At 37.9% G+C, this 25,731-nt stretch carries 25 protein-coding genes; 22 read left to right on the plus strand and 3 right to left on the minus strand.

Annotation, left to right across the window (positions count from 1 at the left end; all coding sequences use genetic code 11):
- The first annotated feature begins 666 nt into the window (after positions 1–666).
- Both AC0VYG_RS03430 and AC0VYG_RS03435 read left to right on the plus strand, forming a co-directional pair.
- Positions 667–1,569 carry a plasmid recombination protein gene (locus tag AC0VYG_RS03430; RefSeq protein ID WP_475430951.1) on the plus strand — a complete coding sequence of 301 codons (903 nt, stop codon included), beginning with the start codon at positions 667–669 and terminating at the stop codon, positions 1,567–1,569.
- Entirely contained in the window at positions 1,566–1,967 is a 402-nt protein-coding gene (locus AC0VYG_RS03435) for a hypothetical protein (protein WP_475430952.1), read from the plus strand. The genes AC0VYG_RS03430 and AC0VYG_RS03435 overlap by 4 nt, the downstream gene beginning before the upstream one ends.
- Before the next feature lie 279 nt (positions 1,968–2,246).
- Here the strand turns inward: AC0VYG_RS03435 and AC0VYG_RS03440 are convergent, their stop codons facing one another.
- Entirely contained in the window at positions 2,247–2,450 is a 204-nt protein-coding gene (locus tag AC0VYG_RS03440) for a hypothetical protein (RefSeq protein ID WP_475430953.1), read from the minus strand.
- Positions 2,451–2,544: 94 nt separating this feature from the next.
- Here AC0VYG_RS03440 and AC0VYG_RS03445 point away from each other — a divergent pair, with 94 nt between their 5' ends.
- The 5 genes from AC0VYG_RS03445 (at position 2,545) to AC0VYG_RS03465 (ending at position 9,007) form a co-directional block, all read left to right on the plus strand.
- Positions 2,545–3,285: a hypothetical protein gene (locus tag AC0VYG_RS03445; RefSeq protein WP_475430954.1), complete on the plus strand. Its 741-nt coding sequence runs from the start codon at positions 2,545–2,547 to the stop codon at positions 3,283–3,285.
- Between the two features lie 328 nt (positions 3,286–3,613).
- Complete coding sequence (locus AC0VYG_RS03450; protein ID WP_475430955.1) at positions 3,614–5,740, plus strand: retron Eco8 family effector endonuclease; 2,127 nt, start codon at positions 3,614–3,616, stop codon at positions 5,738–5,740.
- Positions 5,741–5,888: 148 nt separating this feature from the next.
- A complete protein-coding gene (locus tag AC0VYG_RS03455) occupies positions 5,889–6,989 on the plus strand; it encodes a reverse transcriptase family protein (RefSeq protein WP_475430956.1) in 1,101 nt (366 codons plus the stop codon).
- Between the two features lie 1,118 nt (positions 6,990–8,107).
- Positions 8,108–8,461 (plus strand): helix-turn-helix domain-containing protein, encoded by a 354-nt coding sequence (locus AC0VYG_RS03460; protein WP_475430957.1) that lies wholly within the window; start codon positions 8,108–8,110, stop codon positions 8,459–8,461.
- Positions 8,462–8,467: 6 nt separating this feature from the next.
- The gene (locus tag AC0VYG_RS03465; RefSeq protein ID WP_475430958.1) at positions 8,468–9,007 is read left to right on the plus strand and encodes an ImmA/IrrE family metallo-endopeptidase; all 540 of its coding nucleotides are present in this window, start codon (positions 8,468–8,470) and stop codon (positions 9,005–9,007) included.
- 289 nt (positions 9,008–9,296) lie between these two features.
- Here the strand turns inward: AC0VYG_RS03465 and AC0VYG_RS03470 are convergent, their stop codons facing one another.
- Positions 9,297–10,292, minus strand: a complete 996-nt coding sequence (locus AC0VYG_RS03470) for a phage integrase (RefSeq protein ID WP_475430959.1) — start codon at positions 10,290–10,292, stop codon at positions 9,297–9,299.
- 259 nt (positions 10,293–10,551) lie between these two features.
- On the opposite strand from AC0VYG_RS03470, the gene AC0VYG_RS03475 reads away from it, so the two are divergent.
- From AC0VYG_RS03475 to AC0VYG_RS03525, 11 genes are all read left to right on the plus strand, one after another.
- Positions 10,552–10,764: a hypothetical protein gene (locus AC0VYG_RS03475; RefSeq protein ID WP_475430960.1), complete on the plus strand. Its 213-nt coding sequence runs from the start codon at positions 10,552–10,554 to the stop codon at positions 10,762–10,764.
- A 353-nt stretch (positions 10,765–11,117) separates the two neighbouring features.
- A complete protein-coding gene (locus AC0VYG_RS03480; RefSeq protein ID WP_475430961.1) occupies positions 11,118–12,971 on the plus strand; it encodes a replication endonuclease in 1,854 nt (617 codons plus the stop codon).
- A gap of 41 nt (positions 12,972–13,012) precedes the next feature.
- A complete protein-coding gene (locus AC0VYG_RS03485; protein ID WP_475430962.1) occupies positions 13,013–13,294 on the plus strand; it encodes a single-stranded DNA-binding protein in 282 nt (93 codons plus the stop codon).
- 2 nt (positions 13,295–13,296) lie between these two features.
- A complete protein-coding gene (locus AC0VYG_RS03490) occupies positions 13,297–13,395 on the plus strand; it encodes a tail virion protein G7P-2 (protein ID WP_475430963.1) in 99 nt (32 codons plus the stop codon).
- Positions 13,396–13,501: 106 nt separating this feature from the next.
- On the plus strand, positions 13,502–13,729 hold the full coding sequence (locus AC0VYG_RS03495) for a major coat protein (RefSeq protein WP_475430964.1): 228 nt from the start codon (positions 13,502–13,504) through the stop codon (positions 13,727–13,729).
- Positions 13,730–13,746: 17 nt separating this feature from the next.
- Positions 13,747–15,288: a hypothetical protein gene (locus tag AC0VYG_RS03500; RefSeq protein ID WP_475430965.1), complete on the plus strand. Its 1,542-nt coding sequence runs from the start codon at positions 13,747–13,749 to the stop codon at positions 15,286–15,288.
- A 1-nt stretch (position 15,289) separates the two neighbouring features.
- Positions 15,290–15,658 carry a DUF5455 family protein gene (locus AC0VYG_RS03505; protein WP_475430966.1) on the plus strand — a complete coding sequence of 123 codons (369 nt, stop codon included), beginning with the start codon at positions 15,290–15,292 and terminating at the stop codon, positions 15,656–15,658.
- 10 nt (positions 15,659–15,668) lie between these two features.
- Positions 15,669–16,736: a zonular occludens toxin domain-containing protein gene (locus AC0VYG_RS03510; protein WP_475430967.1), complete on the plus strand. Its 1,068-nt coding sequence runs from the start codon at positions 15,669–15,671 to the stop codon at positions 16,734–16,736.
- Positions 16,714–17,970, plus strand: a complete 1,257-nt coding sequence (locus tag AC0VYG_RS03515) for a hypothetical protein (protein ID WP_475430969.1) — start codon at positions 16,714–16,716, stop codon at positions 17,968–17,970. The genes AC0VYG_RS03510 and AC0VYG_RS03515 overlap by 23 nt, the downstream gene beginning before the upstream one ends.
- 145 nt (positions 17,971–18,115) lie before the next feature.
- Entirely contained in the window at positions 18,116–18,529 is a 414-nt protein-coding gene (locus AC0VYG_RS03520; protein WP_475430970.1) for a type II toxin-antitoxin system HicB family antitoxin, read from the plus strand.
- Between the two features lie 100 nt (positions 18,530–18,629).
- Positions 18,630–19,841 (plus strand): IS256 family transposase, encoded by a 1,212-nt coding sequence (locus AC0VYG_RS03525; RefSeq protein WP_475432512.1) that lies wholly within the window; start codon positions 18,630–18,632, stop codon positions 19,839–19,841.
- 228 nt (positions 19,842–20,069) lie between these two features.
- On the opposite strand, the gene AC0VYG_RS03530 is transcribed toward AC0VYG_RS03525, so the two are convergent.
- The gene (locus tag AC0VYG_RS03530) at positions 20,070–20,258 is read right to left on the minus strand and encodes a hypothetical protein (protein ID WP_475449894.1); all 189 of its coding nucleotides are present in this window, start codon (positions 20,256–20,258) and stop codon (positions 20,070–20,072) included.
- A 68-nt stretch (positions 20,259–20,326) separates the two neighbouring features.
- Between AC0VYG_RS03530 and AC0VYG_RS03535 the strand changes: the two genes are divergently transcribed.
- The 4 genes from AC0VYG_RS03535 to AC0VYG_RS03550 all read left to right on the plus strand — a co-directional run bounded on the left by AC0VYG_RS03535 (position 20,327) and on the right by AC0VYG_RS03550 (position 25,637).
- Positions 20,327–20,800 carry a hypothetical protein gene (locus AC0VYG_RS03535; protein ID WP_475430971.1) on the plus strand — a complete coding sequence of 158 codons (474 nt, stop codon included), beginning with the start codon at positions 20,327–20,329 and terminating at the stop codon, positions 20,798–20,800.
- 615 nt (positions 20,801–21,415) lie between these two features.
- Positions 21,416–23,653, plus strand: coding sequence for a ferritin-like domain-containing protein (locus tag AC0VYG_RS03540; RefSeq protein WP_475430972.1), 2,238 nt, complete (start codon positions 21,416–21,418; stop codon positions 23,651–23,653).
- Between the two features lie 119 nt (positions 23,654–23,772).
- On the plus strand, positions 23,773–24,744 hold the full coding sequence (bufB, locus tag AC0VYG_RS03545) for an MNIO family bufferin maturase (protein WP_475430973.1): 972 nt from the start codon (positions 23,773–23,775) through the stop codon (positions 24,742–24,744).
- A complete protein-coding gene (locus tag AC0VYG_RS03550; RefSeq protein ID WP_475430974.1) occupies positions 24,741–25,637 on the plus strand; it encodes an HvfC/BufC N-terminal domain-containing protein in 897 nt (298 codons plus the stop codon). Before bufB ends, AC0VYG_RS03550 begins: the two co-directional genes overlap by 4 nt.
- Positions 25,638–25,731 lie beyond the last annotated feature (94 nt).

Raw genomic sequence — 25,731 nt, forward strand, 5'->3', positions numbered from 1 at the left:
TCAGTCAGACCTAAACTGTGTTTAAGGGTGGCAGATGAACCCGTAGTAGTGAGTAAGGTTAGTCCAGTGAAAGCCGTAATGGTGTGCAGGATAAAACCAAGCCAACTATCAACAACTCGTTTGATAGCATTAATTTTAGCCAAAAGCTTTAATTGATTGCGAAGGAGGGGGATAAAAAAAACGGTTTTTTGGTTTTTTTATTGATTTCAAAAAAACATTTCTTTTTTTTTCCGCTTCGCGAAAGATCCAGTCTGTGGTTTATTTTAATGTTTTTGTGGGTTTTTTCTGTTTTTAAGATTTTTATAGGATGGTTTTTTTAAGATATCTTTTTGATTTCAATGCCAGATATTAGTTAAAGGGTAGCATAAAATAATGTAAGAATTATGAATTAATTAATTAAAAATTTCGATATTATTTATCTGGTTATTTTGTTTTTATAAATATGAAATTAATTAAAAAATACATTTGAAATGGATTTATATTTTTATTTATATAAGATTTTTTAAAAAACTATTGTCATATATGTTGTTAGTGTTTTTTTTGTTCTCTCTATTATATTAAGTTTGATATAAATTCGATATTTATATAAATTCTTATATTATCTATCTCAGAATTCATTTGTTATAATTATATTATATTGTGTTGAATGAATCAGGAGAGAGGATTATGTCGGGATATCAGTTTATTCATATTGAAGCTTACTCTCGTGTTCCTAGCCGAAAAAATAAAAGACAAAGTTCTAAAGGTATGCTTAAAGAGTTAATGAGAAGCACAGACGCATGCCCTCATATCAAGCAAATCAAAGAACCAATTCTAGTTCACGGTATAGACCCTTGGAAAGTGCTTAAATCTGCTGAAGATCAAGCAGATATAGCTAAAGATAATTTAAATCGAAAATTTAGAAAAGATGGTCTAATGCTTGTAGCTGGAGTTGCTTCATATCCCGCGCGAACAGATGAAATTTCATTTGAAAATCAGGAACTACAAAATTGGTTAAAACTCACTATTGAGTTTCTTTCGAAAAAATATGGAGATCAACTAAAGTCTGTAGTTGTGCACTCGGATGAACCATTCTGGCATTGTCATTTCATGCTAGTTCCTAATTTAGATGAAAATGGACGATTAGATATTGGGCAAGTTCATGACGGTATTTATGCTAGGAGTGTAGTTGGTTATAAGTCTAGCGCTAAAATCAAATTGAGAGCTTATAGTGAAGCTATGAGAGCATTTCAAGATGATTATTATTCAAATGTTGCTAGTCAGTGTGGACTTACAAGAGATGGCCCCAAAAGACGCAGGTTGACGAGGAAAGAATGGAAGATCGAACAAGAAGCTTCTAAACGTTTAGCGTCAGCAGAAATAGAAAATAAACGTATCGAGTCAGCATTGTTACTAGTCAAAAAAATTAATAAAGAACTAAATAAACGTGATGCACAGCTAAAAAAGAAAGAGCAAGCTTTTGTTTCATTGTTGAAAAATTTTACTAGTAGCTTTGCAAATTTAAAAGAAATTATTATTTATCTAAAAAAATATAAAAACAATAAAATAGAGAGAGTGAAAACATTATGAATATTACCCCGCGCGAATACTTTCCTTTGATTTCTGCTAGAGATCAATATTTGAAGCAGTTAGATTATTTTGAGATAGATCATACATACTATAATAAGCTACATGCTGAGTATCGATTTCTCATAGATGATCTTTTCAAAATTATGAAAGATAATAATACTTTATGTCAATATAAGTACGTTTGCAACGAATTAATGGAATTACGTAAGAAACTTACTTTAGAACTATCTAATAAAGATGGCGGAGATTCAAAAGATAAATCATTTTCCGTTAATGATTTGTCATGCGAAAAGATAGATAGTTCAATTTTTGATGATTTATCAAATAAGGATCATGATAAAAAAATAACTGTTGATGACTTTTTAGAAGAATTGTCAAAATTGATGAAGTCACAATAATTGAAATAGGCCGGATTTATAATCTGGCCTATTTTTTCTACCTCTGGATTTTTATCTGGAACAGAGTACAGAAAATAAAAAACTTCCGCACGCTTAAACTAATTATCCTTTTTCATTTTCAATAAGTAATAATGTAGTATGGAACATACACATAGTGACCGACTATGTGTATGTTCCATACACGCGCGGCTAAGAGCAAGCTCTTAGAAAAACCCAAGCCCAAGACAGATATTGCTCATGAAATATATTTTTCCAAATATTAATATTTGGTAATAAATATTAATTTTTGTTATCTTCTTGTTTTTCTTTTAGCCATTTTTTAACTTCTTCATAAATCCAAAATCGCCTTTTTCCCAGTTTTATACTATAAGGTATTGTGCTGCCTTCGTTTCCAAGATATATCTGATTTCTTATGTAACCTGGGCTTGTTCTCAGTAAATTAGCTAATTCATTACTTTTTAATAATATATATTCTTGTGTCATTTATAGTAACTCATATGTTGTTTTATGTATTTATATAACTATAATCTAAATAATTATTTATTAAATGAACCAAAAGCATAGGAAACAGTTCAATATGAGAAAAGGCTTGGATGAATTACGTACACGATTTTGGTATAAAAAAGTATTTAAAGTATCAAAATGCCGTAATAACAAAAAGTTAGCCGAGTCATTTTCAGGTGAGAGTAGTAATACTTCATCTCAATGGGCAAGTTATAAAAATGGTAAAAAAGTTCCAACGATTTACTTGTCACTAGTGAAGCAAAAGTATGGAGTCACAGAAGAGGATTTTAAAAAGGGTCCTAGATCATTGCTAGAAATCATGGAATCAGGGCGACTACGAGATATCTATAGTCTATTTCTTAATGAATTTGACCGACTGTGTCATGAGAAAGGTCTTCCTACACTAATGGAGCGAAGCGATGCTCTAGAGTCTCAGAAAGACCTATCAACTTGGTTTATTGGGCTTGGTAAACGCCTTTATGATACTAGAGAGGAACAAGGCTTTGCTGATGAAATTTTGCCTTTAGTGCTCGCCGCAGGTCACACAGAAGTACGACTCTTTGGTATCAGCACAGCAATGAGCAGTTATATTTTAGATGTTTTAGAATATTTTAGAGACATCCATGATATTCCGTTCGTTGCATGGGCGTTTGATGTTGATATCACTGAATCCGTTAAAAATGCAATTGCATTTCGTAAGATGAATTCGTTACTACACAGCATTGATTCAGAAGAAGCATACATAGAGCAACAATACTTATCTGAATTTATATCGTCATTTTCTTTAGATGATAGATTTAAGGTGAGTTATTAGTTTAGCTAGGAAGGAAATAGTGGGTAGTAATATAGAGTATTAAATATTATTATGTTGAATTTTTTTTGCTTTTTAGGCATCATGAAAACCATATGTGGCGATCTATAGTTAAAAATTGTGTCTTAATTTTTCATATATTCAATTGAAAATTTTTATTAAATAGCTGTTAGAATCTCAATCAATTTTAATTGTAGGCGTTTATGTTTACTCAGTACTCGATAGTTATAGCTTTAACTTTAGTGTGTCTGCTTTAGCTTTGGTTTTATAAATATAATTATAAAAAAATTTAATAATGTGAAATATCTCTAAAATATTTAGGATGGCTTTAGTGTCTATTGAATCTATAGAAATTAGAAATATACTAAGCTTTGATAACTTTGAAATAGATGGTTTTAAAGATGTCAATTGTATTCTAGGCACTAACAATGCCGGTAAATCTAATTTTATGAAATGTGTGAGTTTTTTTTATAATTCGTTAGGTAAGGACGAAAGAAAACTTCCTCCATCTTTACATAGCAACTATTCTTCTTATGGAATTATATCTATAGTTTTTGATGTTTCTAGAATTATATCGATCGCTAAAGCTTCAAATACTAATGGTTTTTTTAGATATATTTTAAAAATATTTAGTTCTTCTGATAATGAATTGGTTAGTTCAGATAATAAAATTAAGTTAACACTAAAAATTCACAGTGATAATAAGGTTGTTTGGCAGGGTTCAAATGATGAGGTAAGGCGTGTTATTTTATATATCTTTCCATTTTTTCATATAGAACCAAGGCATATGAATTTGCATGAGTGGAATGACATATGGAACGTTATATCTAGCTTAAAACCATTTAAGCTTTCCAATATTGACACAAATGATGTTATAAATTTCTTTGATGAAAAGTTTGGTAATGGTGAGCAAGATGGACAATATAAAAACTATATTGATCAGTTAAACTCAGTGTTAAATACTAAGCATAGTAATTCAAAAGAAAAAATATTGACGTATATAAAATCCGGCCTTGATGGAGATAAGTTTAGTATTGATGATAGTGAACTTTCAATTCAATCTGATGGCACTAATACTTTTCATTATCTCAGAAAATATTTAAAAGTAATTATAGAAATATCTAAAAGGGAGTTTATAAATCCATTGGTTATTGTTGATGAGCCTGAAATAGGTCTTCACCCTAAAATGTCTGAAGAATTGATTTCAGAAATTTATGAGTCATATGGGGCAAAATCTGATATTTCCAATAGACGATCAACTATTATTTTCAATACGCATTCTCCTAATATAGTTAAAGAAATAATAAGATCTTTTAGAACTAATCAATCTATATTTTCATTTAGAAAAAAAGACGGAAAAACTATAAATAAAAAATTATATTCAAATAAAAATACAGAATCGGTTTTGAATAGATTTAATGACAATGAGGCGAGACTGTTTTTTAGTAAATTTATCCTCTTCGTTGAGGGGGAGACAGAGCTGGAAGTTTTTGGTAATAGAGAGCTAAGAAGAAAATTTCCCATACTAAAAGAGACTGATGTTTATAAATGCGCAGATGCTAAGAATGGAAAACAGGTTAATCCATTTCAAATCAATTCTACAACCCCTTTTCTTTATCTTTATGACGCAGATAAAGCCCTGAGCTATAAGTCCTCTATTAAAAATGGGAAAGTATATATAACTCCATTATTGAAAAGTGAATTATCAACAATCGACAATCTTAGTTTGGCTTTTTTATTAAAAGAAGAGCGAAAGTACAATATGGGGTATAATGAAAAATATAGACAATTAACTAAGAATTTGAGTTATATGAGAGCTAATATTGGAAAGGATTTCTTAGCCGATATAAAAAGACAAAAATCCTCATTAGATCATAAATATTTTATAAGTGTAATTAATCATTATTTAAAAACAAAAAATACTATTATAAATAAGACTACTTTCGAAGAGGTTTTAGTTAATGAAAAATCTTTAGTGCTTTTTCTTAAATGGTTGAAAGATAAAGTGGTATATTCCGAAGAGGCGATAGGGCGGATAAATGAAATTAATATATATAATAAGGATGTTTTACTAAACTATATACGTGTATATATAGGCGGTAAGACCGATATGCTTACAATGAAAAAAGAATTTTCTCAATATATTATCGAAAAAAATAAGAGTAAGAAGAATTCTCCTTGTAGTGCCTGCGGGAAACAAAATAAATCAAATGTTTCTCATAAAGTAAGTGATACTTCAGCTTTTTTATATGAACTTGTTGATAAGAAAATATTCAGACATTCTCCATTTGATAAATCTAATGGGTGGGCAACAGAATATTTAAATTTTTGCTTAAAAGAAATTGAAGATGAGTCTATTCAAGTTGGAAAAGACTTTAATAATGTATTTTCATTTTATTTTAGCGATTTATATGATATTATAATGCGGCTTCGGCCTGATAGGTATGGGGGAGTCTAGTACTCGAATGGCAAAGACCTTCCCTTCAATACTTTGTATTGATATAGCCCCTTAGCTACTAGTTGCCGTTATTATAGTTGTTAATATTATTACGCTATACGACACCTCTGGTGTAATTTTGCTCTTTGTATCAGGTCGAAGCATTAATATGAATGAAATTAGTGTAAATTATTTTAATCAAGCTATTCTTTCTAATAAAAAAAACTCTTATAAGTCAATTAAACAAGATGTTAGAGAATTTTGTTTTCTTGATAATGATGTTTTTTCAATAAATCCTTTGTCTTCTCATTATAGAATCAATCAAAAAATAACCTCACTAATTTTGTCAAAAATTCCAACTAATTTTTGCTCGGTTGGTTTTAAAAAAGGTTGTAGCTATTTAGACTTATTTCAACCTCATTTAAATAGTGAATATTTTTTAAGACTTGATATTAAAAAATTTTTCCATTCAATACCTCAAAATGAAATAGAGTTAACTCTAAAATCTATCTTCCCTGAATCTAATAATAAGGAAATATTATCCCCTTATCAGATAGCTTTTAATGTTCTCACATTTAATGTTTCAGATAGTCATAAAAATAAATCAATTCGAAATAAAAAAATTCTTCCTATGGGGTTTCCTAGTTCTCCGGCACTTTCTAATATTTTATTTAGACGGATTGATATATTAATTCAGAAGGAGTGTGAAAGATTGAATGTGAAATATACTCGATATGCTGATGATATGCTTTTTTCTTCAAGTAAAAGTATGATACATAATGATAAGTTTGTTTCAGAGATTTCATATTATATATCACTTCTAGGATTAAAGTTAAATAATAAAAAAACTATAAAATCTAGATATATTTTGTCTTTGAATGGTTACACTATAGATACAACCGCTTTAAAGCCTAATTTTTTCACTCTTTCACAAGATTCTAAAGGAGAATTTAGGCTGTCAAATAAAATATTAAAGAAATATGCTAAGTTGTGTTACTTCTTAAGGATTGATGAAAAACCAGAAATTATCTTAAAAAAAATTTATGATGAAGATATTCGAAGGGTGGAGTTGAAATATCCTAATAAGGATAAATTTCTAGTAAAGTATGCAAATAATCAGCTTAAAAATAAACTTGTAGGAACTAGATCTTTTTTAATATCGGTATTGAAATTTGATTATAAAAATGATTGTATGCATGAAAAACATAACAAGAAAATCTCTGATATTGTGAGTTTTTTAGAGATAGCATTAAGTAAGTATGATTTATAGCTGTGTATTCTATAAAATTTTCACTGCTAAAGAATAGAAAGCTATATGGCCGTACCAAGTATTTTTATCGTATTAGCGCATTGCCTCTAATTGTTATGAGGTAGCTTGCAAATAAGTGTCTAAAAATGTGTATATGATCGGCTTTTATTTAAACTTGATACAAGCATATAGCCTATAACTCTATTCAAATTGCTTGAATAAGGTTTCATTGACTGTGGTAGATCTTTTTACCACTTTATTATATCTGTGAAATCTACTTGATCATTCCTAATTGTTTTATTAGTCACTCCTTTCACTTTCCCCATTCAGTTCTAATAAGAAAAGCCTCTTCAGATCAGGGTAAACACATGAGCATAATTTGTATAATAAATATTCTTATTTAGTTAAGAAAATATCGTTTTTTTGATCCCATAGCAATACATTGAGCCTTCTTGGCTGACTGTTAGTAACCTATTTCTACCGAGAATATACCATTGATTGGTCATTATAAGCGTTTCAGCTGATTAAAAAACGTTCATCTATGCGTTTGTTCTGCTCTACAAATGATATCCTACTAGCTTGGTTTAGATCATTTTATTGAGATTTTTCTGCTATGAGGCTTTTATGAGGACCTTGGCCAGTCTTTTAAACAGATTGAAATTGGGACAATTTTGGGACATCATTAGAATTATGTAGAGTGATCTACAGTGACACAGGGTGTTCTAATTCATTGTTCTATATAGAAAATAAATAAAAAATGTAGTGTTTACAGTATAGTTGTTTCCCTCTCCGGAGGCGAAGGCCGGAGGTTCAAATCCTCTCGGGCGTACCATTTCATATATTCATAAGTTATTGTTTTATTTGGCTTTTTTGTCTATCTTATTCCTCATAAAAACTCTCTTTCCTACATTATGCCTACACAGCATTAATTTTATCTGTTAACACTGTTATCTATATCGTTAAGTGGAGAATTATTTTCCAGTAACGAAAAAAATAAGGCAGTAAAAAAATACAAAATAAACCTTTTTAAGGTTGATTTTATATTGTATAGAGGTTATCATTATGGTGTAAGGTGATTGAGTGTGCTTTTAATTGGCATTCCTTACACCTTTAAATTGCGGGATTACAAGGAGAAAAATATGAAGGTCACACCATTTGGCAAGTTCGTGAGAAAACTCAGAATTGATCATGGAGTGATTTTAAAAGCGATGGCCGACACTTTGGGTGTTAGTTCTGCTTATTTATCATCTGTTGAATTAGGCAAAAAAAATGTGTCTGATTCATTAATTTCTTCAATAGGTGCTGCATATAGCTTAAGCGAAGAAGAATTAGAAAAAATTAGAAGCTTGGCTGATATATCTAAAACGCAGGAAAAAATTGATTTAACCCAAGCTACAGAAGTAGACCGTAGGCTGGTATCAAGTTTTGCAAGAAGTTACCAATCAATGACTGATGAAAAAAAGAAAGCATTTATGGATTTATTGGAGAGATGATTACATATGCATAAACGGAATAGTGGCACAAAAGTTAAGCCTAGAAATGCAAAAAGTATCCAAACCTTAGCTCGACGTTTGAGGGATGAACTAGGGCTTAAAAAGCCATATTTGAACGTTTGTGAATTGTATGAATTTTTACAGTGTGAAGAGAAGCTTAGCTTTGAAGTAGTTGAAGATAATGCACTTTCTGTTGAAGCGCAAACAAATCCTGATACAGGGTGCATTCAGATTCGAGAAGGGATTTATAATGCTGCTTGTGATGGCGATGGTCATTGTCGATTTACTCTTGCCCATGAATTAGGTCACTTATATCTTCATAAAGGTCAATCTCCAGTAACTTTTGCTAGAGGGGCTACAGAACATAAAACCTTTGAAGATAGTGAGTGGCAAGCAGATACGTTTGCAAGTGAATTGCTTATGGATTCTAGGCTGATTAGTGATGATATGAATATACACGTCGCGATGCACTTATTTGGTGTAAGTAAAATGGCTGCGCAGTATAAATTTAAAAAAATAAGAGACAAAAAAAAGCCACTTAATTAAGCGGCCTTCTTTTATAATTAAATAGATTATTTATGGGGTTACAAGGATCCCCTCGTAAATCTCAAAAACAATGCAATTCAAAGTTGTGGTAAACAGAGAGTAGCACTGGTTTTGAGTGAATGCAAATACGATCCTTCCACCTTTACCGGAGGAATCAGCATGGCTGGACCAAAAGTTGTTGATGTATGCTCATATACTCGTCGTCGTAATGGACGAGATGAGACCGTATGTAAACATAAGCGATCATTACCTCGCTAATTTTAGATTGTCACACCAAAAAGCCCTCTAATTAAGAGGGCTTTTTTGCTATTGGATTGAACTTTTTCGCATCTTGTAAATGCTCAGGTGCTAAATGGGCATATCTCATTGTCATGATGATTGTAGAGTGGCCAAGAATTTTCTGTAGCGTTAGTATGTTTCCACCATTCATCATGAAATGGCTTGCAAAAGTGTGTCTAAGAACATGTGATGACTGACCTTGAGGTAGCTTGATACTGGTTGTTTTGAGGTATTTCCGAAAAGATTTGATACAGTCAAAGAATCTACCATGAGTTCTCATGTGCTCTTCGAGTTGTTTAAATAGTTCATTGCTTACTGGAATAGAGCGGTTCTTGCGACTTTTAGTATCAGTAAACTCAACTTGACCATTTCTAATGTTTTGGGCTTTAAGTCCTTCAGCTTCTCCCCATCTAGCGCCAGTAGATAGGCAAATACGAGTTATCAAACTAACATGTTCATTTCCTATATTGTCTAATGTAGACAGAAGCTCTTCAATTTGAGCTGAAGTAAGCCAGCTAAGCTCCTTTTCACTTATTTTAATTGGCCTTATAGATTTAAGAGGATTGGGGTAGGCAATGGTACCTGTTCGTTCTAATTCATTAAAAACTGCATTTAAGTAACCTAGTTCATTGTTGCAAGTTTTAGGTGTCACACCTGCTTCAATCCTTTCTGCGCGCTCAGCTAAATAGTGTGATGGATCAATTTTCTTGGCAATCGGAAAGCCTAGTCTTTGGTCAATGTTCAGAAGAGTTCTTCTCCGTGGTAACGCACCTTTCAAAAACTTACCGTGACTGTCATACCAAAAATCAATTAGCTCTCTTAGTGTACGATTGTCTTCTTTCGTGGGATTCCATTCTTTATCATTAAATGACTTATTGAGTACGTATTTTTCAAAGCGTTGAGCTTCTATACGAGTATCAAATTTCTTTCTAACTCGCTTTCCGTTTCGTCCATTTGGGTAAACATCAACAAGCCATTTGTTGCTTGAGTCTTTCTTGATCGTCACGAGATCTCTCCTAACCAGCAAAATATTTTTAATTTTTTTTGTGCGTAAATTTCGAGATTTACGTTAATCGTTTTGTAAGTTTACCGTTCACAAGCTCGAAAAATTTTGAAGCATTTCAGTTGCTTACATAGTTGTATGCACAGCTAATAATTTTAATGTATGTACATATTATGCATACAAATCAATAGCTTACGTGCTATTGACAGCCGCATATTGAGCTATTACATTCGGTCTCGTCAATGCTTATGGGAAGTAGAAAATGCAAATCATACTGTCAAATACAGAAGCAGAATTTTTTGAACGGCATGCCAAAATTTTAAGAAAAGCTGCTAAGAAAAAAGCTCTTAATCAAGTGCAAGGGGTAGCCCTCACTATGGAGTTATGTCGATTACTTGTTGATAGCGTAGATGGTTTAGATTTCGATCTGGAAAGGCTGTTTCTTGGTAAAGGTGAAGTTAATGATCACAAATAACATGCTAGTTGTTATGTCTCCGATTATGTCTCAGGAACGCTTTTCTGTACTGACGGGCTTAACGGAAGATGTTATTAGAAGTTGGATCAGAAACGGCTATATACCAACTGTTAAAGTAGGAAAAAGGCGAATGGTTAACGTAGCAAAGCTAATGCAAGAGATGATTTCAGAACATTAAAAAGGCCATACCCGACGGCAATCGAGTACGACCTCATAGGAAAGAAACACGGCAATGTTTCTAGCCTGAATTTGTCCCAAATCGCGAAAAAAGGAACACGTTAATGTTAGCTCATTCTGCGAGTCATTTGCAATTTGTCGCGCCTAAAGCGACCTTATACAAGCTCAAAAAACCTATGTTTGGTGATAAATCATTCACGGGGCATGATGGTAGTAATAAGGCTTCGTCTACGATTGACTTGTTTGGTACCAAAGAATGTATTAAATTTCGTGACAAGATCATTTCAAAGCACTTGGCATTAGCTTCTGCGCTTCGTGCTGAGTATGAAGATATAGCGAAAAACCAAGGGTACGTTAAAGCCAATCGACGTTTTCTAGAGCTTGATAAAAAGCTAACAGTCAACGGTTTCAGCTTATGCGCGTCTCCCGAATCCCTTCAAGACCTGTCCAAAGCGCTTTCTAATAAATGCCGACAAGCAAAAGTTTATAATCCGGCCAATCATGCCTTTGTGGTAGATTATTGTTACAAGCTGGCTGCTCAATACAATCTTGAATTTGATTTTGACGATCTTGAACTAGAGCCAATCCTTAATCGCTTTCTAGATTATCGCATTTGGAAGCGCAAGCTTCTCTCATTGCAAAAAATCACCCTTCAAAACGTTTGTAGAGAGCTTCGTCAAGTTCATTATTTACGCTCACCTTATTCATCAGATTTATCCCTTAAAAGGCATAAGCAGCGTAAAGCCAACAACAAAGCCTATTTAGAAAGCCAGATTGCAGTAAATCAAGATGGCTACGAAGCTACTCTTTTAGATCTTTCTGACCGATCAACATCTAACCCTAAACATCGACGTACAGAGCTAATTGTTACCACTAAAGGTCAAGAGGTTTTAGCGAAATCATTGGGAATGATGGCGGTTTTCATCACTCCTACTTTGCATTCAGCGATGCACCGTATGACCAAAATTACTGATAAAAAAGGGAAGGTCATTAAAGTCATTCCTAATCCTAAGTGGGATGGATCGACCCCAAAAGACGGCCATAACTATTTGCTTAAGAAATTTTGGCAACCTGCCTCAGCCAAGCTTAAACGAAACAACATCCAATATTTTGGCCTTCGAGTCCCTGAACCACATCACGATGGAACGCCTCACTGGCACCTACTTCTTTTTATATTCCCTGATGACTATGAGCGTTTAAAAGAAATTCTAACGGAATACGCACTTCGTACTGATCCTGATGAAAAAGGAGCAAGTGAGCGCCGCATTACTTTTGAACGAATCAAAGAAGGTGTTAACCCTGAAACAGGCCTTGAGTATTCAGCTGTTGGCTATGTCATCAAATATATATGCAAAAACGTAGATGGTTACATGATCGACAACCAAATTCACATGACCGAAACACATAAAGATTGGCATCAAACAAACCCATATGAAAGTGCTGAAAAAATAGAAACATGGGCAAGAGATAACGGCATTAGACAGTTTCAAAGACTAGGAGTGACTAGCGTGCAGCTATATAGAGAATTCAGACGATTAGGAGAGCAAGAAGGACATTTGGAAACGATTAGACAAGCTGCTGCCGATGGTGATTGGGCTGCATTTGTTATCGCTATGGGTGGTCCATTTGTTCCTAGAAAAGAACAGGTGGTTTCCATTGCCTATGGTAAAGGCAACAAGCTAAACAAAGACACTGGTGAAATCATTCCAGTCCTTAAAACAAGATACGGTGACGATGCGAAAGATAGAGTCATTGGTGTGCTGTACGCAGGTATGACCGTTCTTAGCCGAATCAACTTTTGGGAAATAAAAGATACTGAAGAAATCAAAATTGCTCGCCAGAAAATTATGACTGGTGTTGTCGATCTTATATCCGAGATCTGTAAACAAAACACTTATGACATAGGCCACACACAAATTTCAAAACCGCATTCTGATGAAAACTTGTTTTCGAAGAGTGGGGTTCTGCCCGCGCGGCAAAGAGCGCCATTGCGACAGACGAAGTCTGGAGCCTTGGACTTGTTTCAATAACTCTACGCAGTACACACAAACGAAAATAATGGAGATATCAGATGTTAAAAATTTCAATCATTGAAGGTCATCATGGCGCACTTACTCGTAATACCAAAAACGGTGCTCGTTACTATCAGGTGGCGTACGCCGATATGGGTGGGGCATTCCCTCAAGAGATCGAAATTCCTCTTCGCAACCCCGCCGAAGCGAAGCCTATTGGCGAATACACCTTGGCCTTATCGACGTTTCAAATCGGGCGCTATAAGAACCTTGAGCTGAACCCTTTTCAGCTTGATCTAGTTCCCTATAACAAATCAGCACCAATTCAAAAGGCCAGTTAGTCATGTCCTCTGATCAGTATGACCAACTCTGGCTTTTAGGGTTTTGTGCCTCGCTCGTAATTGCTTTCGGGCTTGGTGCAATCAAAGGGGGTCAACGATGACTGATACACAATTTGTTATCTCGTCCCTAATTACTGCCTACGCCCTAGGATGGGCGTTTGGCTCAACAATCTTGTATTTCAAAAAACTACTTGAGGTATCTACATCATGAAAATAAATGATAAAAAAACAAAACTTCTTTTTGGCGCTGTAGTTGTTGCTGCATCGATTTCTACTGCTAATGCCGCACTTCCAGAAGCTGCACAAGCCGCTTTTGATTCTGTAACAGCTTCGGTGAGTGATGTTTCGACTGCTGCTTATGCTCTTCTAGGTGCCGTACTTGTCCCCGGTATCATCATTAAACTTGTGAAGAAATTCACTAACAAAGCGAGCTAATCCATTTGGAATTTCCTATGGATAGGGGAGGCATTGCCTCCTCTTTTTTTAAGCTTAAAGAAGGATTCGCAATGTTATTTTCTTCCTTTCAACGAATGCTTAAGTGTGTCGTAGTGTTAGCTTTTCTAACCGCTATAAACGCGTATGCAGATGAATCACCTGTTGCTGGATATTACTGGAAATGGAGTAATCAAGAGGGTTCAACACCTCAAGTCGTTGCGGAACTAATTAAAACGCAAGTTGGTTCGGGCTATTGTGCAACATATGGCTTGACTGCTTTCGGTGATCCTGTTGCTTATAAAATGACTTGCTATCGCTCAAGCGGTTCGACTTATAGTTCTTGGAACATTGTTAAGTCGGCCTGTACATCATCCTCTTCACTTGATGTATGCCAAGCTGGCTATCAACCGCCTGTTGAACTTTGTTCTGATGGCTATCCTCCTAACGTTTATGGATATGAGGATAATTGCGATAGACCAACGCCTAAACAATGCAATGCTGGTACTTATGTTAAAGCGACTGGCTATTGCCCTGTATCTGTTGGTGTGTGTAGTGATTATGATACCTGCTATCAGTATGCCAAAAGCCAAGCTAGCTGTTCCGATAGTCCCTCAGTCTTTAATTTCAACTATCGAGATCCGACCAGCTTTGATTTCTCTTGCAGCACAATTGATCCTAGCTCCCCTGACCATCCAGATAATGGCGGGAACGCGGATGGCAATGAATACAATGACCCTCAGAGCCCAGAGACAACCACTTCTGGCAATGCTGATCTTTCCTCATTAGCCTCAGCAATTGGTTCTGAGTTAAGGGGCGATTTTGGTAATGTCGAAAGGGCTGTTCGTGACAGTATCAGTTCAGCTAGTTCAAATACTGATAGAACGATTGACGCAATTAACAAGGCTCAATCCGATTTAGATAGTACTCTGACTGATATCAAAACAGCCATTCAACAAGGGAATGAAGCCGACAATGGATCAGGCAATATTATAGATTCTATTAATCAATCCGCCTCTGATATTTCCAACACCGTTGCAGATGGTTCTAATGGCGTAATCGATTCGGTTAATAAGGCGAATCAATCTATCGTGTCAGGAAATGCAGTCTTATCAGGCCAGCTTTCAGACATATCTTCTAAGCTAGATAATCTTAAGCCCTGTGATCCGAATACAGACCCTAAAAGCTGTGAAGGGGAACATGGTATATCCAGTGGTTTCATCACTAATGTAATGGACACACTGCAAAGCTTATTCAATGACGAAAATGATAAAGCCTTAGAAAGTGTTAAGGGCGAAGTCACTTCTATTCAAGATTCCTCTCCCTTAGATAGCAGTGTCCTAGATGGTCTGTTTGATCCAATTTTAAACATTATTCCACAGCCCAAGGAATGCATTCCGATTGTCTTCGGTGATCCATCAAAGCCCTACAGTTTCACTATTAGCTGTGAGTTCTCAGACAAGTTTAAAAGGATTTTTGGCTTTCTAATCGCGATTTACACCATTCAAAGTCTCATTGGAATAGTCCTTTCAACTGCATCACCTAAGAGCGAGGGAGCTTAGCATGTCATTTTTACTACCTTTAATTTCCGCTGTTGGCTCTTTGTTAAGACTGCCTGCATTAGCAACATTTTTTGCGACTATGTTTGGAAATTGCATTGCCTTCATTGCGAAATGGTTTACGGCAAGAACAGCCACACAGCTAGGTGTCATTGCTTCAATTGCTGCTCTCACGATAGGCATGATTACAACTATCAAGGGACTGATTGCAAGCCTCGTGCTAGTCGCCCCACCGTTCTATGAACAGGCTATAAGTCTTGTTGTTCCTGATAATGCCCCAGCTTGTATGTCTGCACTAATAGCCGCACACACCATTAAATGGGTTTGGCGCTGGCAGGTACGTTTTATCGAATACTACTCATCAGGTCATTAAGGGGAGCAAGATGGCAATCTATTTTGTAACTGGAAAGCTTGGTGCAGGCAAAAGTCTAGTTTCTGTTGGCCGCATTAGAGATAGGCTTAATAAAGGTCTTCCAGTGGCAACCAATCTGGATATCAACCTTAAAAATATGCTTGGTAGAGACAAGAAAAACACTCGCCTTTATCGAGTGCCAGATAAACCTGAAATCTTAGATTTAGAAGCTATTGGAATTGGGAACAAGTCCTATGACGAAAGTCTAAATGGACTTCTCGTACTAGATGAATGCGGCACTTGGTTTAACTCTAGAACATGGGCTGATAAAGGTCGGCAATCCGTCATTAACTGGCTTCTACATGCCAGAAAAAAAGGCTGGGATGTCATATTCATTATTCAGGATTTAAGCCTAGTGGATAAGCAAGCTCGTTTAGCCTTGGCTGAGCATGTTGTTTACTGTCGTCGGACAGACAGGGCTACACTCCCATTCATTGGCACAATTTTCAAAATTGTAACAGGTGGAAAGATGCCACTCCCCAAAGTCCACTTAGGCATTATTCGCTATGGTGACTCACCCACCGCAATCAAAGTAGATACATGGGTAACAGTCGGCACTTCTCTGTATGCCTGTTACGACACTAAACAGATGTTCACTGATCATTATGAACATGGTGTCTACACCGTTCTTCCCCCTTATTACACTCACGGACGCTATTCCGTCCCTAAAACCATTAGGAACATTATGCGTATATCCAAAATCTATTTTCGGAAATGGTCGCGCGTCACCTTCTTTGCACTTGGCGTTCTATCTTGCTTTGCGGTCTTAGAAATCTTTGTAAACAAAGGAGACCTTCAACCTAAAACGGTAAATGTAGTGGAAGTCAAAAAGCCCTTAAAAGAGCAGTTCTTAGGCTGGGCAATAACGGGGTACTCCAATCTACCGAATAAGCTATCAAACTACCAATTTAGAGACTCAGAAGGCAAAAACCAAACGGCCGATTTGCTAAGGCAAAAAGGCTATGTTGTGAAGTCGAGAGGTGCATGCGAAGCCTTGATTACAAAAGGAGACGACTATGTTTCGATTTATTGTAATTAGCTTCTTATTCGCATGCTCTGCTGCTCAAGCTTATCCGCTTGATCCGTTTGTGATTAAGCATTCACCACTTAGTGACTTTTCTGAATGGGTAGCAGATCAAACGCATCAAAACGTCATCCTAGGGAAAGGCGTGGAAGGGGACATTTCTATCAATGTCAGCAAATTAGATGATCAAGATGTGATTCCGCTTTTCAAAAAGGTCATGGCGGCAAATGGTTATAGTGTAAAAGAAGAAAATAATGACCTTGTTGTAACAATTGATACAAGTGTTCAAATCGACCTGCCAATACTTGATGCTAAGGTCTACACCTTAAAGAATCTGAGAAACACAAAGGTAGTAGAGTTGTTTAATACCATATTGTTAGCGGCTAGTTCGGCAGAAGCTAAAAGCTCTGATGACAAAAAGAGTGACACGGCTAATGTTGTTGTATCGCGCCACTCTGTCGATCCACTGGTAGGCTCTAACTCGTTATTGGTTATTGCCACGAAAAAGCAACTTGCCTATTTAGATGACCTTGTATCTAAAATCGATGTAGATGTGAAGCAAGTAATGATTCAGGCAATCATTCTTGAAACGGATATATCAGACAGAAAAGCATTAGGAGTCAATTTAGGATCGTCATTATCTAAAAATGGCTTTGCTGTGCAATCGACCACGAACTCGTCTCAACCAAGCGATTTAGGTTCTCTATCTCTTGGAGGATATGCACTACTTGGATCAGGTGGAAGCATGACAGGCCTTATTTCCGCCCTTGTTAATAATGAGAAAACTAAAATCCTGTCTACGCCTAACATCTTGGTTATGGATCGGGAGCTAGGCCAAATCTCGGTTGGTCAGAATGTCCCTTTTCTCGTATCCACACAAACAACCGATGGCGGCGTACAAACAGAATCCATAGAACGTCGAGATGTTGGTGTTAGCCTTGCTGTAACGCCTCATGTATTAGGCTCTGGTGAGGTTATTCTTAGAATCACACAAGAATCTTCTAGCGTGACCAGCAGCGCTCAAGCACGAGATATCATCACCAACAAACGATCCATTTCGACCATGGCACGAGTTTCAGATGGGGAAACGGTTGCTCTAGGTGGATTAATTTCAGATGAAGCTAGAAAGTCGGTAACTGGAGTCCCTGGACTAATGAATATTCCGCTACTCGGCGCTCTTTTTCGCTCAGAAAGCGTTGAGAAAGGTCAGAAAGAATTGATGGTCTTTATTAAAACGACAGTGCTCTAAGACAATGCTCTCTTGCCCCTGCCACGCAGTGGTCTGGGGTAAGAGAGCATTGGTTTGAAATGAATTTAACTAGATAGATGACGATGTAAAAGTGTAAACACGTTGAAAGATAAGATGAATAAAAAGAGTAAAATAAAGGTGAAATATGAAATATCCAGTAACGCTTACAGTTGAAGATAATGGCGGCTTTTCCGTCTCATTCGCAGATATACCCGAAGCATTAACATGTGGGGATGATCCCGAAGATGCATTAGCCGAAGCACTGGACGCACTGGTAACAGCGTTTGAATTCTACTTCGATGACGAGCGAGCCATTCCGTTACCATCTGCCGTTAAAGGTGAAGATTATGTAGAGGTACCAGCTACAACATGGGCAAAGGTGTTGCTACTTAACTTAATGGTAGAGCAACATGTAACGCGAGCGGATCTAGCACGACTCATTGATGTTAAAAAGCAAAACATCAAATATATGTTAGACCTACGCCACGAGACAAAAATGAGCACGCTTGAAAGAGCCGCCAAAGCACTAGGCAGAAAAATGGAAGTTTCTTTTGCCTAAACGGTTGCTTTACTTCACCATCAAAAGGAGACTGTAACTAATTTTGTGTAACTGCCTACCACAACATATTCTATTAAGAATTAAGGATAGGTAGATGCAAATGAACAAAAAAGAACTTGAAGCGTTCGCAAAAGAAGCCGCCAAGGGAATTAAAACGCCTGAGGATCTCAACGAATTTAGCCAAATGCTGAAGAAGATTACCGTTGAAGCGGCATTGAATGCAGAAATGGATGACCATCTGGGTTACGAGAGACATCAAAAGTCCACCTCAACCAATAGTCGTAATGGCAAGAATAGCAAGCGTATTAAGACGGAAGATGGTGAGTTTGAACTGGATACGCCTCGTGACCGAGAAGGCTCTTTTGAACCCAAGCTGGTCAAAAAACACCAATCCCGATTCACTTCTATGGACGATAAAATCCTGTGGCTCTATGCGCAAGGCATGAGTACCCGAGACATCGTCAATGCCTTCGATGAATGGTATGGTGCCGAGATATCTCCAACACTGGTATCACGCGTTACCAATGCGGTCATTGAGCAAGTGACTGAATGGCAAGCACGCCCTTTGGATGCCATCTACCCCATTGTGTATCTTGATTGTATTGTGTTGAAAATCCGCCAAGATAAACGCGTCATCAATAAATCGATCTTCTTGGCACTCGGTATCAACACTGAAGGTCATAAAGAACTCATGGGCATGTGGATTGCGGAGAACGAAGGTGCGAAGTTCTGGCTCAACGTCCTCACTGAGCTTCAGCAGCGCGGCGTAGAAGATATTCTCATCGCTTGTGTTGATGGTCTAAAAGGCTTCCCAGAAGCCATCAATGCTGTTTTCCCACAAACTAACATCCAACTGTGCATCGTACACATGGTACGCAACTCATTGAAATATGTATCATGGAAAGACTATAAAGCAGTGACGGCGGATTTAAAGCAAGTTTACCGCTCCGCAACGGAAGAAGAAGCCTTGCTAGAGTTAGATCGTTTCGGCGACATCTGGGACGATCAATACCCGCAAATTACCAAATCATGGCGCAATCACTGGCATCACCTCAATACGTTGTTTAATTACCCTGACGATATCCGAAAAGCGATCTACACAACGAATGCGATTGAGTCCCTGAACAGTGTTATCCGTAGAGCCATTAAAAAACGTAAAGTCTTCCCAAGCGATGATTCTGCGAGGAAAATGGTATACCTTGCCATTAAAGAAGCCAGTAAGAAATGGACGATGCCAATTCAGAACTGGCGCCAAGCAATGAGTCGATTTATTATTGAGTTCGAGGAGCGTCTCGAAAAGCACCTTAACTAAATGGCAGTTACACAGAATCTGTTACAGGGTCCATCAAAAGCCCTCTCACCAAGGGCTTTTTTATGTTCGCTTAGTAGTAGGGTTTAAGCCAAGGTAAGAATTCATAGCATATGAATTGGGATCTATTCGATTAGCAAACTCGAATATAGGATAATCAATGACTATTTCATCTAGATATAAAGCAGCTTGCTTCAATTGCAAGAGTTGCGCAAACGTATTTGTAGCCATTCAACTTATTTTGTTGTTAACATTTCTAACTTGCTCTCTAATGTCTGGGATTGTACGAATGTAATATTCACGATAAACCACGAGTGCATTTGAAAGTTCTTTTTCTGACACTCCTATGTATTCCTTAACAATCAGAGATTCATCTAGAAGCAAGGAGTCATTTAGGTATCCATAATCATAGCTTTCCATCCAATTGATCCTTAGTTTGTATTGTGAGAATCTAATATCTTTCAAATTATTATCAAAAAGGAATTGATATGTCTTTTCAAAAGGCTTTAATAAATCTTCCAATATGTCTTTACTTCATGGTGTTTCCCCTTACGTCCATTTCTGCTGAAAATTCCACTAACAGTGAGATGAAAAGTAAGGGGCCAGACGTTGAATTTTTGTATATGGTTAAAGGCTCGATTATGGATTATTGGCCAAAGATCTTTGACGAGTTTAAGGTGAAATACATTGAAGCAAAATCTGGATTTAATTGGGCTGGAGATCTCTATTTGATAAAAAAAAGTGGAACTACAACCCCGATAGCAACACATGAAGGTTTTTATATAGAGTCACTTAGCGTTGCAAAAAGAGATTTCTTTAACATTTGCTATAAGTTCTTCAAGGATAATGGTTTGAAAAAGGGGGCAGTGCTAGTTGATCACTTCGAGCCACAAGTTCTGAACAAAGATGGCTATGCAAGTGTTGCTTACAGTGGAAACGTTTTATGCCTAACTAAGCGTTGATCGACAGTCATTAGTGCCTACATCGTGACTACAAAATTGAGTAACAAAGAGCCGTAATGATCATTTAGGTAAGCTTTAGCCCTTTAATAGTGCTGGTTACTGCTCATTGTTACTCACTACTAGCGACTTTAAAAAGGTTCAAATCCTCTCGGGCGTACCATCTTATTTTTTTTCTATCTATTTGAAATATAAAAATTTTTTAGTCTGTCATTTTGTTAACCCCGTGGCCTTGATACACGATATGTCTACGTAATTTGTCTATTTACTTATTAGGACTAAAATACACTATGATATTTTAGTCACCCCTCTGAATAATCACTTCTTTTCTTTAAGTCCAAATAAAGAGAATCAAGTACCTCCCCAAACGGCTGATCTCAGCGAAAAAAGTCTGCTCTATACGATCTTCTTAGGCAAGATGACCATGAATTTCCCCATGACGATCTCCGTGTGCTTTGCATCTGATACCAAAGTGACACTGTAAGTGAAGGCAGATTGCTCTATGGTCGAAAAGGTTCTGTATACCATCTTCTAGTTGAGTGGAGTTAGTTAAGCGGTTATCTAGCTCTTCATTTGGTAAACAAGACAGGCCCATTAACATCATAGAGGAGAGATATAATGGAATTTCAACGTCTGGCAGCGGCGCATTTGAAACATAACCCTAATATCACAAAGCGAAACCCAAAGCATATTTTAGCTGATATGAACGCGTTACACTGTTTGGCTCAAGCCGCAGTGAATGTGGAGTTATTTACCATCCCTTTGTATATGACGACTATGTATTCCATTCAGGGAATGCATAGCATCACGGAAAAACCACCAGAAGGCCAAAAACCACTTTACTATGGCCGTCGTTGGCCGGGGATTACACCAGCGCCAAACCCGACAACGGAGAACGAAAAGGCCTGTAACTTGTACTTCAGCGTTTTTATTCAAGAAATGCTGCATTTGCAATTGGCCTCTAACATTTGCAGTGCTCTAGGCAATAACAAAAAGTTAAAAAAGAACTATGCTCTTACTAGTCGCTATACCAGTGGTGATAAATTACATCCGGTATTTACCTCGCCTTTGCTGGTTAACAAGAATAATGGCTGGACTTGCTATGGCCCAGATAAAACAACCATTCCACATATTCTTGATCTGACTGACTTAGATAACCCTATATACAGCAAAATTAAGGTCAAGTTAGGTGGTCTTGATGAGAACAGTATTAACTTGGCGCTGGCGATTGAGCAAGATGCAGACGAGCTGGCTGCCAAGATTAAGCTTGATGCCAGAGACAAATATATCGCTACGCGGGCAGGTGGTGTGATGGACAATGTTCCGTTTAAAGACTGGAAAGTAATATCGACGGAAGCCAATTTGCCCATGTTTGGCTCGATAGCAGCCATGTATGAATGCCTTGCCGCTTATCTGAATATAAGTTATGACATTAGTGAGTTCGAAGAGAAGCTGTCAATTACTATTGATATTGATGGCCAAGGCGAAGAAAGCATTGAAATAGAAGAACGGTTTGTCCGTGAAGATCAGACGGTTCACTTGTTTGATTTAGTCTTTAATCCTGACTCAGTACAGCAGGATCTATTTAATACAGAAGGCACAGGTCATCCATTAGCTGAATTTCCTAAACTGAAAACTCGTTTAGACGCGGGTATCAGCGCCGAAGAAGCTAAGCTACAAATCTTCCAAATGATGAATGCCATTACTGATCAGGGTGAAGGCTCAACCATGAAGATTGAGCCAACACCTATGTATAAGTCTGTACCGGGCATGCTACGCAGTGTTGAAAAAGACTATCAGCCAGATTTGTGTGCGTTACGAGCAGGGTACATACAGTACGGGGAAGACGGTAAACAATTACCAATATCAGCCAGCGCTGAAGCACGTTATAGCAATGCTAGTAAAGACCATTATGAGCGCTTTACGGAAGTGAAAGAGCTGATGAATAGGGGCAAGATCACCACATGGGCAGACTGGCACAAAGCAGGCAATACTTGGAAAGCAAGTGACCTAGCGACGCCTGATTTCGAAAATAACCCCCTTAAAGACGCCATTCCAAGTGCAGAGGCTGTTGCTAATGCCTTAAATAACATGAATACACCAGATAAGGTTAAACGCAAATTAAACTTTGAAGAAATGAGCCGTGTGGCAGCTGGCGCGATCGCCGGAATCACTACTGTGCTCAACACCTACTGGACTAATCCAAAAGGGGAATTTCCATTCCCTTCTATGTCTGGCTCAGGTGATCGCGTGTCTATTTGCTGGGCGATCTTTGGTAAAGCGCCGGATCTTAGCTTGGGAGAATACCATCGTATTGGTGAAAAAGAGCGTCTGAAAGATAAGCCACCTTATCTTTACCATGCCTGTCAGGGCATGGCGTTAATGCCACAGCCAGATACGGATTTAAGCCAGTGTGCTTCAAAAGAAGTGTTTCATACCTGCCGTGGTTCGAACCAATGCAAAAGCGAAGGAGGTTGTGGCTTCGTACAAAAAGTTGGTAACAGCGGCGGTGGCTGTGGTGGTGTGAAAATCAAAACGGGGTCTGGCAATACGGACTCTACTTTGTACTCTGCTCCAGCTGATAATGCTTGTGGAGCGCAAGGAGGTTGTGCAGTACCCATTTCAGCTTCTCAGCTTTATCCAGAAGACGGTGAAATGGCGGTGTTCACATTCAACCCTGAAACGCTTGAACCCTGTAAAGAAGAGGAAACCGTATCCTTTAAACGGGGTGAAGGTGTGTACGATATCGCTTGGGAAGCATACGCCAAAGCGCTTGCAGCAGAAGATCCAAGCAAGACACCAGAGCCGAAACCTGAAGTGTCTGATTTACGTTTGGTATTCCCTCCTTCAACCTGATTGAGGGCTATGCGCCCGTTGTACTGCCAGATGGCGAAAGCGGTTCGTTAAGAACCGCTTGTTATTTGGCAAACGGAAATGGCATTACATTTGGCGAGGTTATAGTGTGGAGGTGTTATATGACCAATGGAGAGGGAGTCGCGTTTGATAATGTCGCTACTCAAGAGTCGTTGGGTTATGGAGTGGGGTTACGGTCATGTCATTTTGCTTGGTTAGAACGGAACCTATTGCCAGCGCAGACGAGAGTTGATTTTTTTGAAGCCATTACGGAAAACATACTGGATCATGGCGGTTATGCTCGGCAATTGCTGTTTAAGCTGCGTGAACATTACCCGATTGTGCTACATGGAGTATCTTTATCGATTGGCTCAACGGATCCACTGAATCTCGATTACTTAAATAAGGTGAAAGCCTTGTCCCAAACGCTACAACCAGAGTGGATTTCCGATCATTTATGTTGGACCGGAATCATGGGAGTGAACACCCATGATTTATTACCCATGCCCCTAACCCATGAAAGTCTTGAGCATGTGGTACACAAGGTTCATCAAGCACAAGAGATACTAGAGCGGCCCATGGTATTGGAGAACCCAAGTAGCTATCTTGAGTTTGCCCAGAACGATTATAGCGAATGGGATTTCTTGTCAGAGCTCGTTAAGCAAACGGGATGTCAGCTCCTGTTGGACTTGAATAATATCTATGTTAGTGGCTTTAACCTTGGCTTTGATCCTTATGAATACCTAGCTGGAATCCCATTACAGTCAGTGGTTCAATGCCATTTAGCAGGGCCATCAGACTGTGGCACACATATGATTGATACCCATGATCAGCCTGTTCCAACACCGGTTTGGCAATTGTATGAGGCGTTTATCAAAGCGCGTGGTAGCCACGTCACAACCTTACTTGAATGGGATGCTAATATTCCTTCGTTCCCAGAGTTAGTTGCAGAATTAAATCTGGCGAAAGAAGCGTTACAAGGCCGAATGCCGCAACGGGTCTGTACACAAGACAGTAATGCTCTATCGACTTCTATTGCTGCTCATCTTGAGCGATCTCACCTTGATGTTGTAAACCGTGAGGCCGTGAAATGACCAAGAATCATAAAGCCAAAGAGGCTCTACAGTCAGCCCAGGCCACTTTGCAACAACAGCAGCAATGGTTGTTTCGACAAATCTTACAGGGACGACCTGACGTGAATTCCTCACAGTGGATTAACGGTTCACAAACCTTTCCAGTGGAAGAACGTTTAAGCGTGTATCAAACGGGCTATCGCTTGCGTTTACTAGAATGCATGCAAGTGGAATTCCCCGCGTTGCATGTTTATCTAGGGGATGACGTGTTTCGAATGTTTGCGTTGGGCTATTTGCAACAAATGCCGTCTCGGCACTATAGCCTTTACGATCTTGGCGCACACTTCGCCGCTTTTTTAAGGGACACACGTCCAACGCCAGAGCAAGCCAATATGCCAGAACAAATGGCTCTCTATTTGGCATTGCCAGAGCAGTTAGCCCAGCTGGAACGTGCCCAAGCCACAAGTATTCGAGCACAGGGCCAAGAAGATTTGGCTGTAGGAGGGCTAGGGTTTCAGATTATGACTTGGCCCAATCTTTCCCTGCCTGAAACCAGCCAACTGGTCGAGGTAGACTTTGATCTACTGACTTATCTACAACAAGTCGAAAGCTATCTTGCACAGCAAGACAATAGTGATGATGGTGCTAGCCCAGAAGGTAAGCGAAGCAAGCCAGACAAACCTGCGTTAGAATCCCAAGCGCTATTGGTATTTCGTGAGCACTATCGCGTTAATGTTGTTCGCCTTGAATCTTGGCAGGCATCTATTATCAAAGTTTTTCAGACGACAGGCGAGGTAAATTGGACCGCCATTGCCAGCCTATGTGGCATTCCTGAACACGAATTGCTAATGCGCTTAAACCTTTGGTTACCGGAAGCCATACGACGTAACCAAGTGAGTGTTAATAGGGTTTAAGCTATTGATTTCAATTAAAAATACTTAGAACTAAGCTTTCTATGCGAGGGCTGTTTTTGTACGACAAGGTGGCATAAACGTCATAAAGGCATAT

The organism is Marinomonas sp. 63XJN7_7_ISO-PGPR-S23-202 (assembly GCF_056173505.1).

Bases quoted from the DNA above. Each gene is read 5' to 3' on its own strand.
- AC0VYG_RS03515 (WP_475430969.1), top strand. From the start codon at position 16,714: ATGTTTCGATTTATTGTAATTAGCTTCTTATTCGCATGCTCTGCTGCT.
- AC0VYG_RS03505 (WP_475430966.1), top strand. From the start codon at position 15,290: ATGTCATTTTTACTACCTTTAATTTCCGCTGTTGGCTCTTTGTTAAGA.
- bufB (WP_475430973.1), top strand. From the start codon at position 23,773: ATGACCAATGGAGAGGGAGTCGCGTTTGATAATGTCGCTACTCAAGAG.
- AC0VYG_RS03435 (WP_475430952.1), top strand. From the start codon at position 1,566: ATGAATATTACCCCGCGCGAATACTTTCCTTTGATTTCTGCTAGAGAT.
- AC0VYG_RS03455 (WP_475430956.1), top strand. From the start codon at position 5,889: ATGAATGAAATTAGTGTAAATTATTTTAATCAAGCTATTCTTTCTAAT.
- AC0VYG_RS03465 (WP_475430958.1), top strand. From the start codon at position 8,468: ATGCATAAACGGAATAGTGGCACAAAAGTTAAGCCTAGAAATGCAAAA.
- AC0VYG_RS03530 (WP_475449894.1), bottom strand. From the start codon at position 20,258: ATGGAAAGCTATGATTATGGATACCTAAATGACTCCTTGCTTCTAGAT.
- AC0VYG_RS03550 (WP_475430974.1), top strand. From the start codon at position 24,741: ATGACCAAGAATCATAAAGCCAAAGAGGCTCTACAGTCAGCCCAGGCC.
- AC0VYG_RS03525 (WP_475432512.1), top strand. From the start codon at position 18,630: ATGAACAAAAAAGAACTTGAAGCGTTCGCAAAAGAAGCCGCCAAGGGA.
- AC0VYG_RS03475 (WP_475430960.1), top strand. From the start codon at position 10,552: ATGCAAATCATACTGTCAAATACAGAAGCAGAATTTTTTGAACGGCAT.
- AC0VYG_RS03500 (WP_475430965.1), top strand. From the start codon at position 13,747: ATGGATAGGGGAGGCATTGCCTCCTCTTTTTTTAAGCTTAAAGAAGGA.
- AC0VYG_RS03540 (WP_475430972.1), top strand. From the start codon at position 21,416: ATGGAATTTCAACGTCTGGCAGCGGCGCATTTGAAACATAACCCTAAT.
- AC0VYG_RS03430 (WP_475430951.1), top strand. From the start codon at position 667: ATGTCGGGATATCAGTTTATTCATATTGAAGCTTACTCTCGTGTTCCT.
- AC0VYG_RS03480 (WP_475430961.1), top strand. From the start codon at position 11,118: ATGTTTGGTGATAAATCATTCACGGGGCATGATGGTAGTAATAAGGCT.
- AC0VYG_RS03460 (WP_475430957.1), top strand. From the start codon at position 8,108: ATGAAGGTCACACCATTTGGCAAGTTCGTGAGAAAACTCAGAATTGAT.
- AC0VYG_RS03490 (WP_475430963.1), top strand. From the start codon at position 13,297: ATGTCCTCTGATCAGTATGACCAACTCTGGCTTTTAGGGTTTTGTGCC.
- AC0VYG_RS03535 (WP_475430971.1), top strand. From the start codon at position 20,327: ATGTCTTTTCAAAAGGCTTTAATAAATCTTCCAATATGTCTTTACTTC.
- AC0VYG_RS03520 (WP_475430970.1), top strand. From the start codon at position 18,116: ATGAAATATCCAGTAACGCTTACAGTTGAAGATAATGGCGGCTTTTCC.
- AC0VYG_RS03440 (WP_475430953.1), bottom strand. From the start codon at position 2,450: ATGACACAAGAATATATATTATTAAAAAGTAATGAATTAGCTAATTTA.
- AC0VYG_RS03485 (WP_475430962.1), top strand. From the start codon at position 13,013: ATGTTAAAAATTTCAATCATTGAAGGTCATCATGGCGCACTTACTCGT.
- AC0VYG_RS03445 (WP_475430954.1), top strand. From the start codon at position 2,545: ATGAGAAAAGGCTTGGATGAATTACGTACACGATTTTGGTATAAAAAA.
- AC0VYG_RS03510 (WP_475430967.1), top strand. From the start codon at position 15,669: ATGGCAATCTATTTTGTAACTGGAAAGCTTGGTGCAGGCAAAAGTCTA.
- AC0VYG_RS03495 (WP_475430964.1), top strand. From the start codon at position 13,502: ATGAAAATAAATGATAAAAAAACAAAACTTCTTTTTGGCGCTGTAGTT.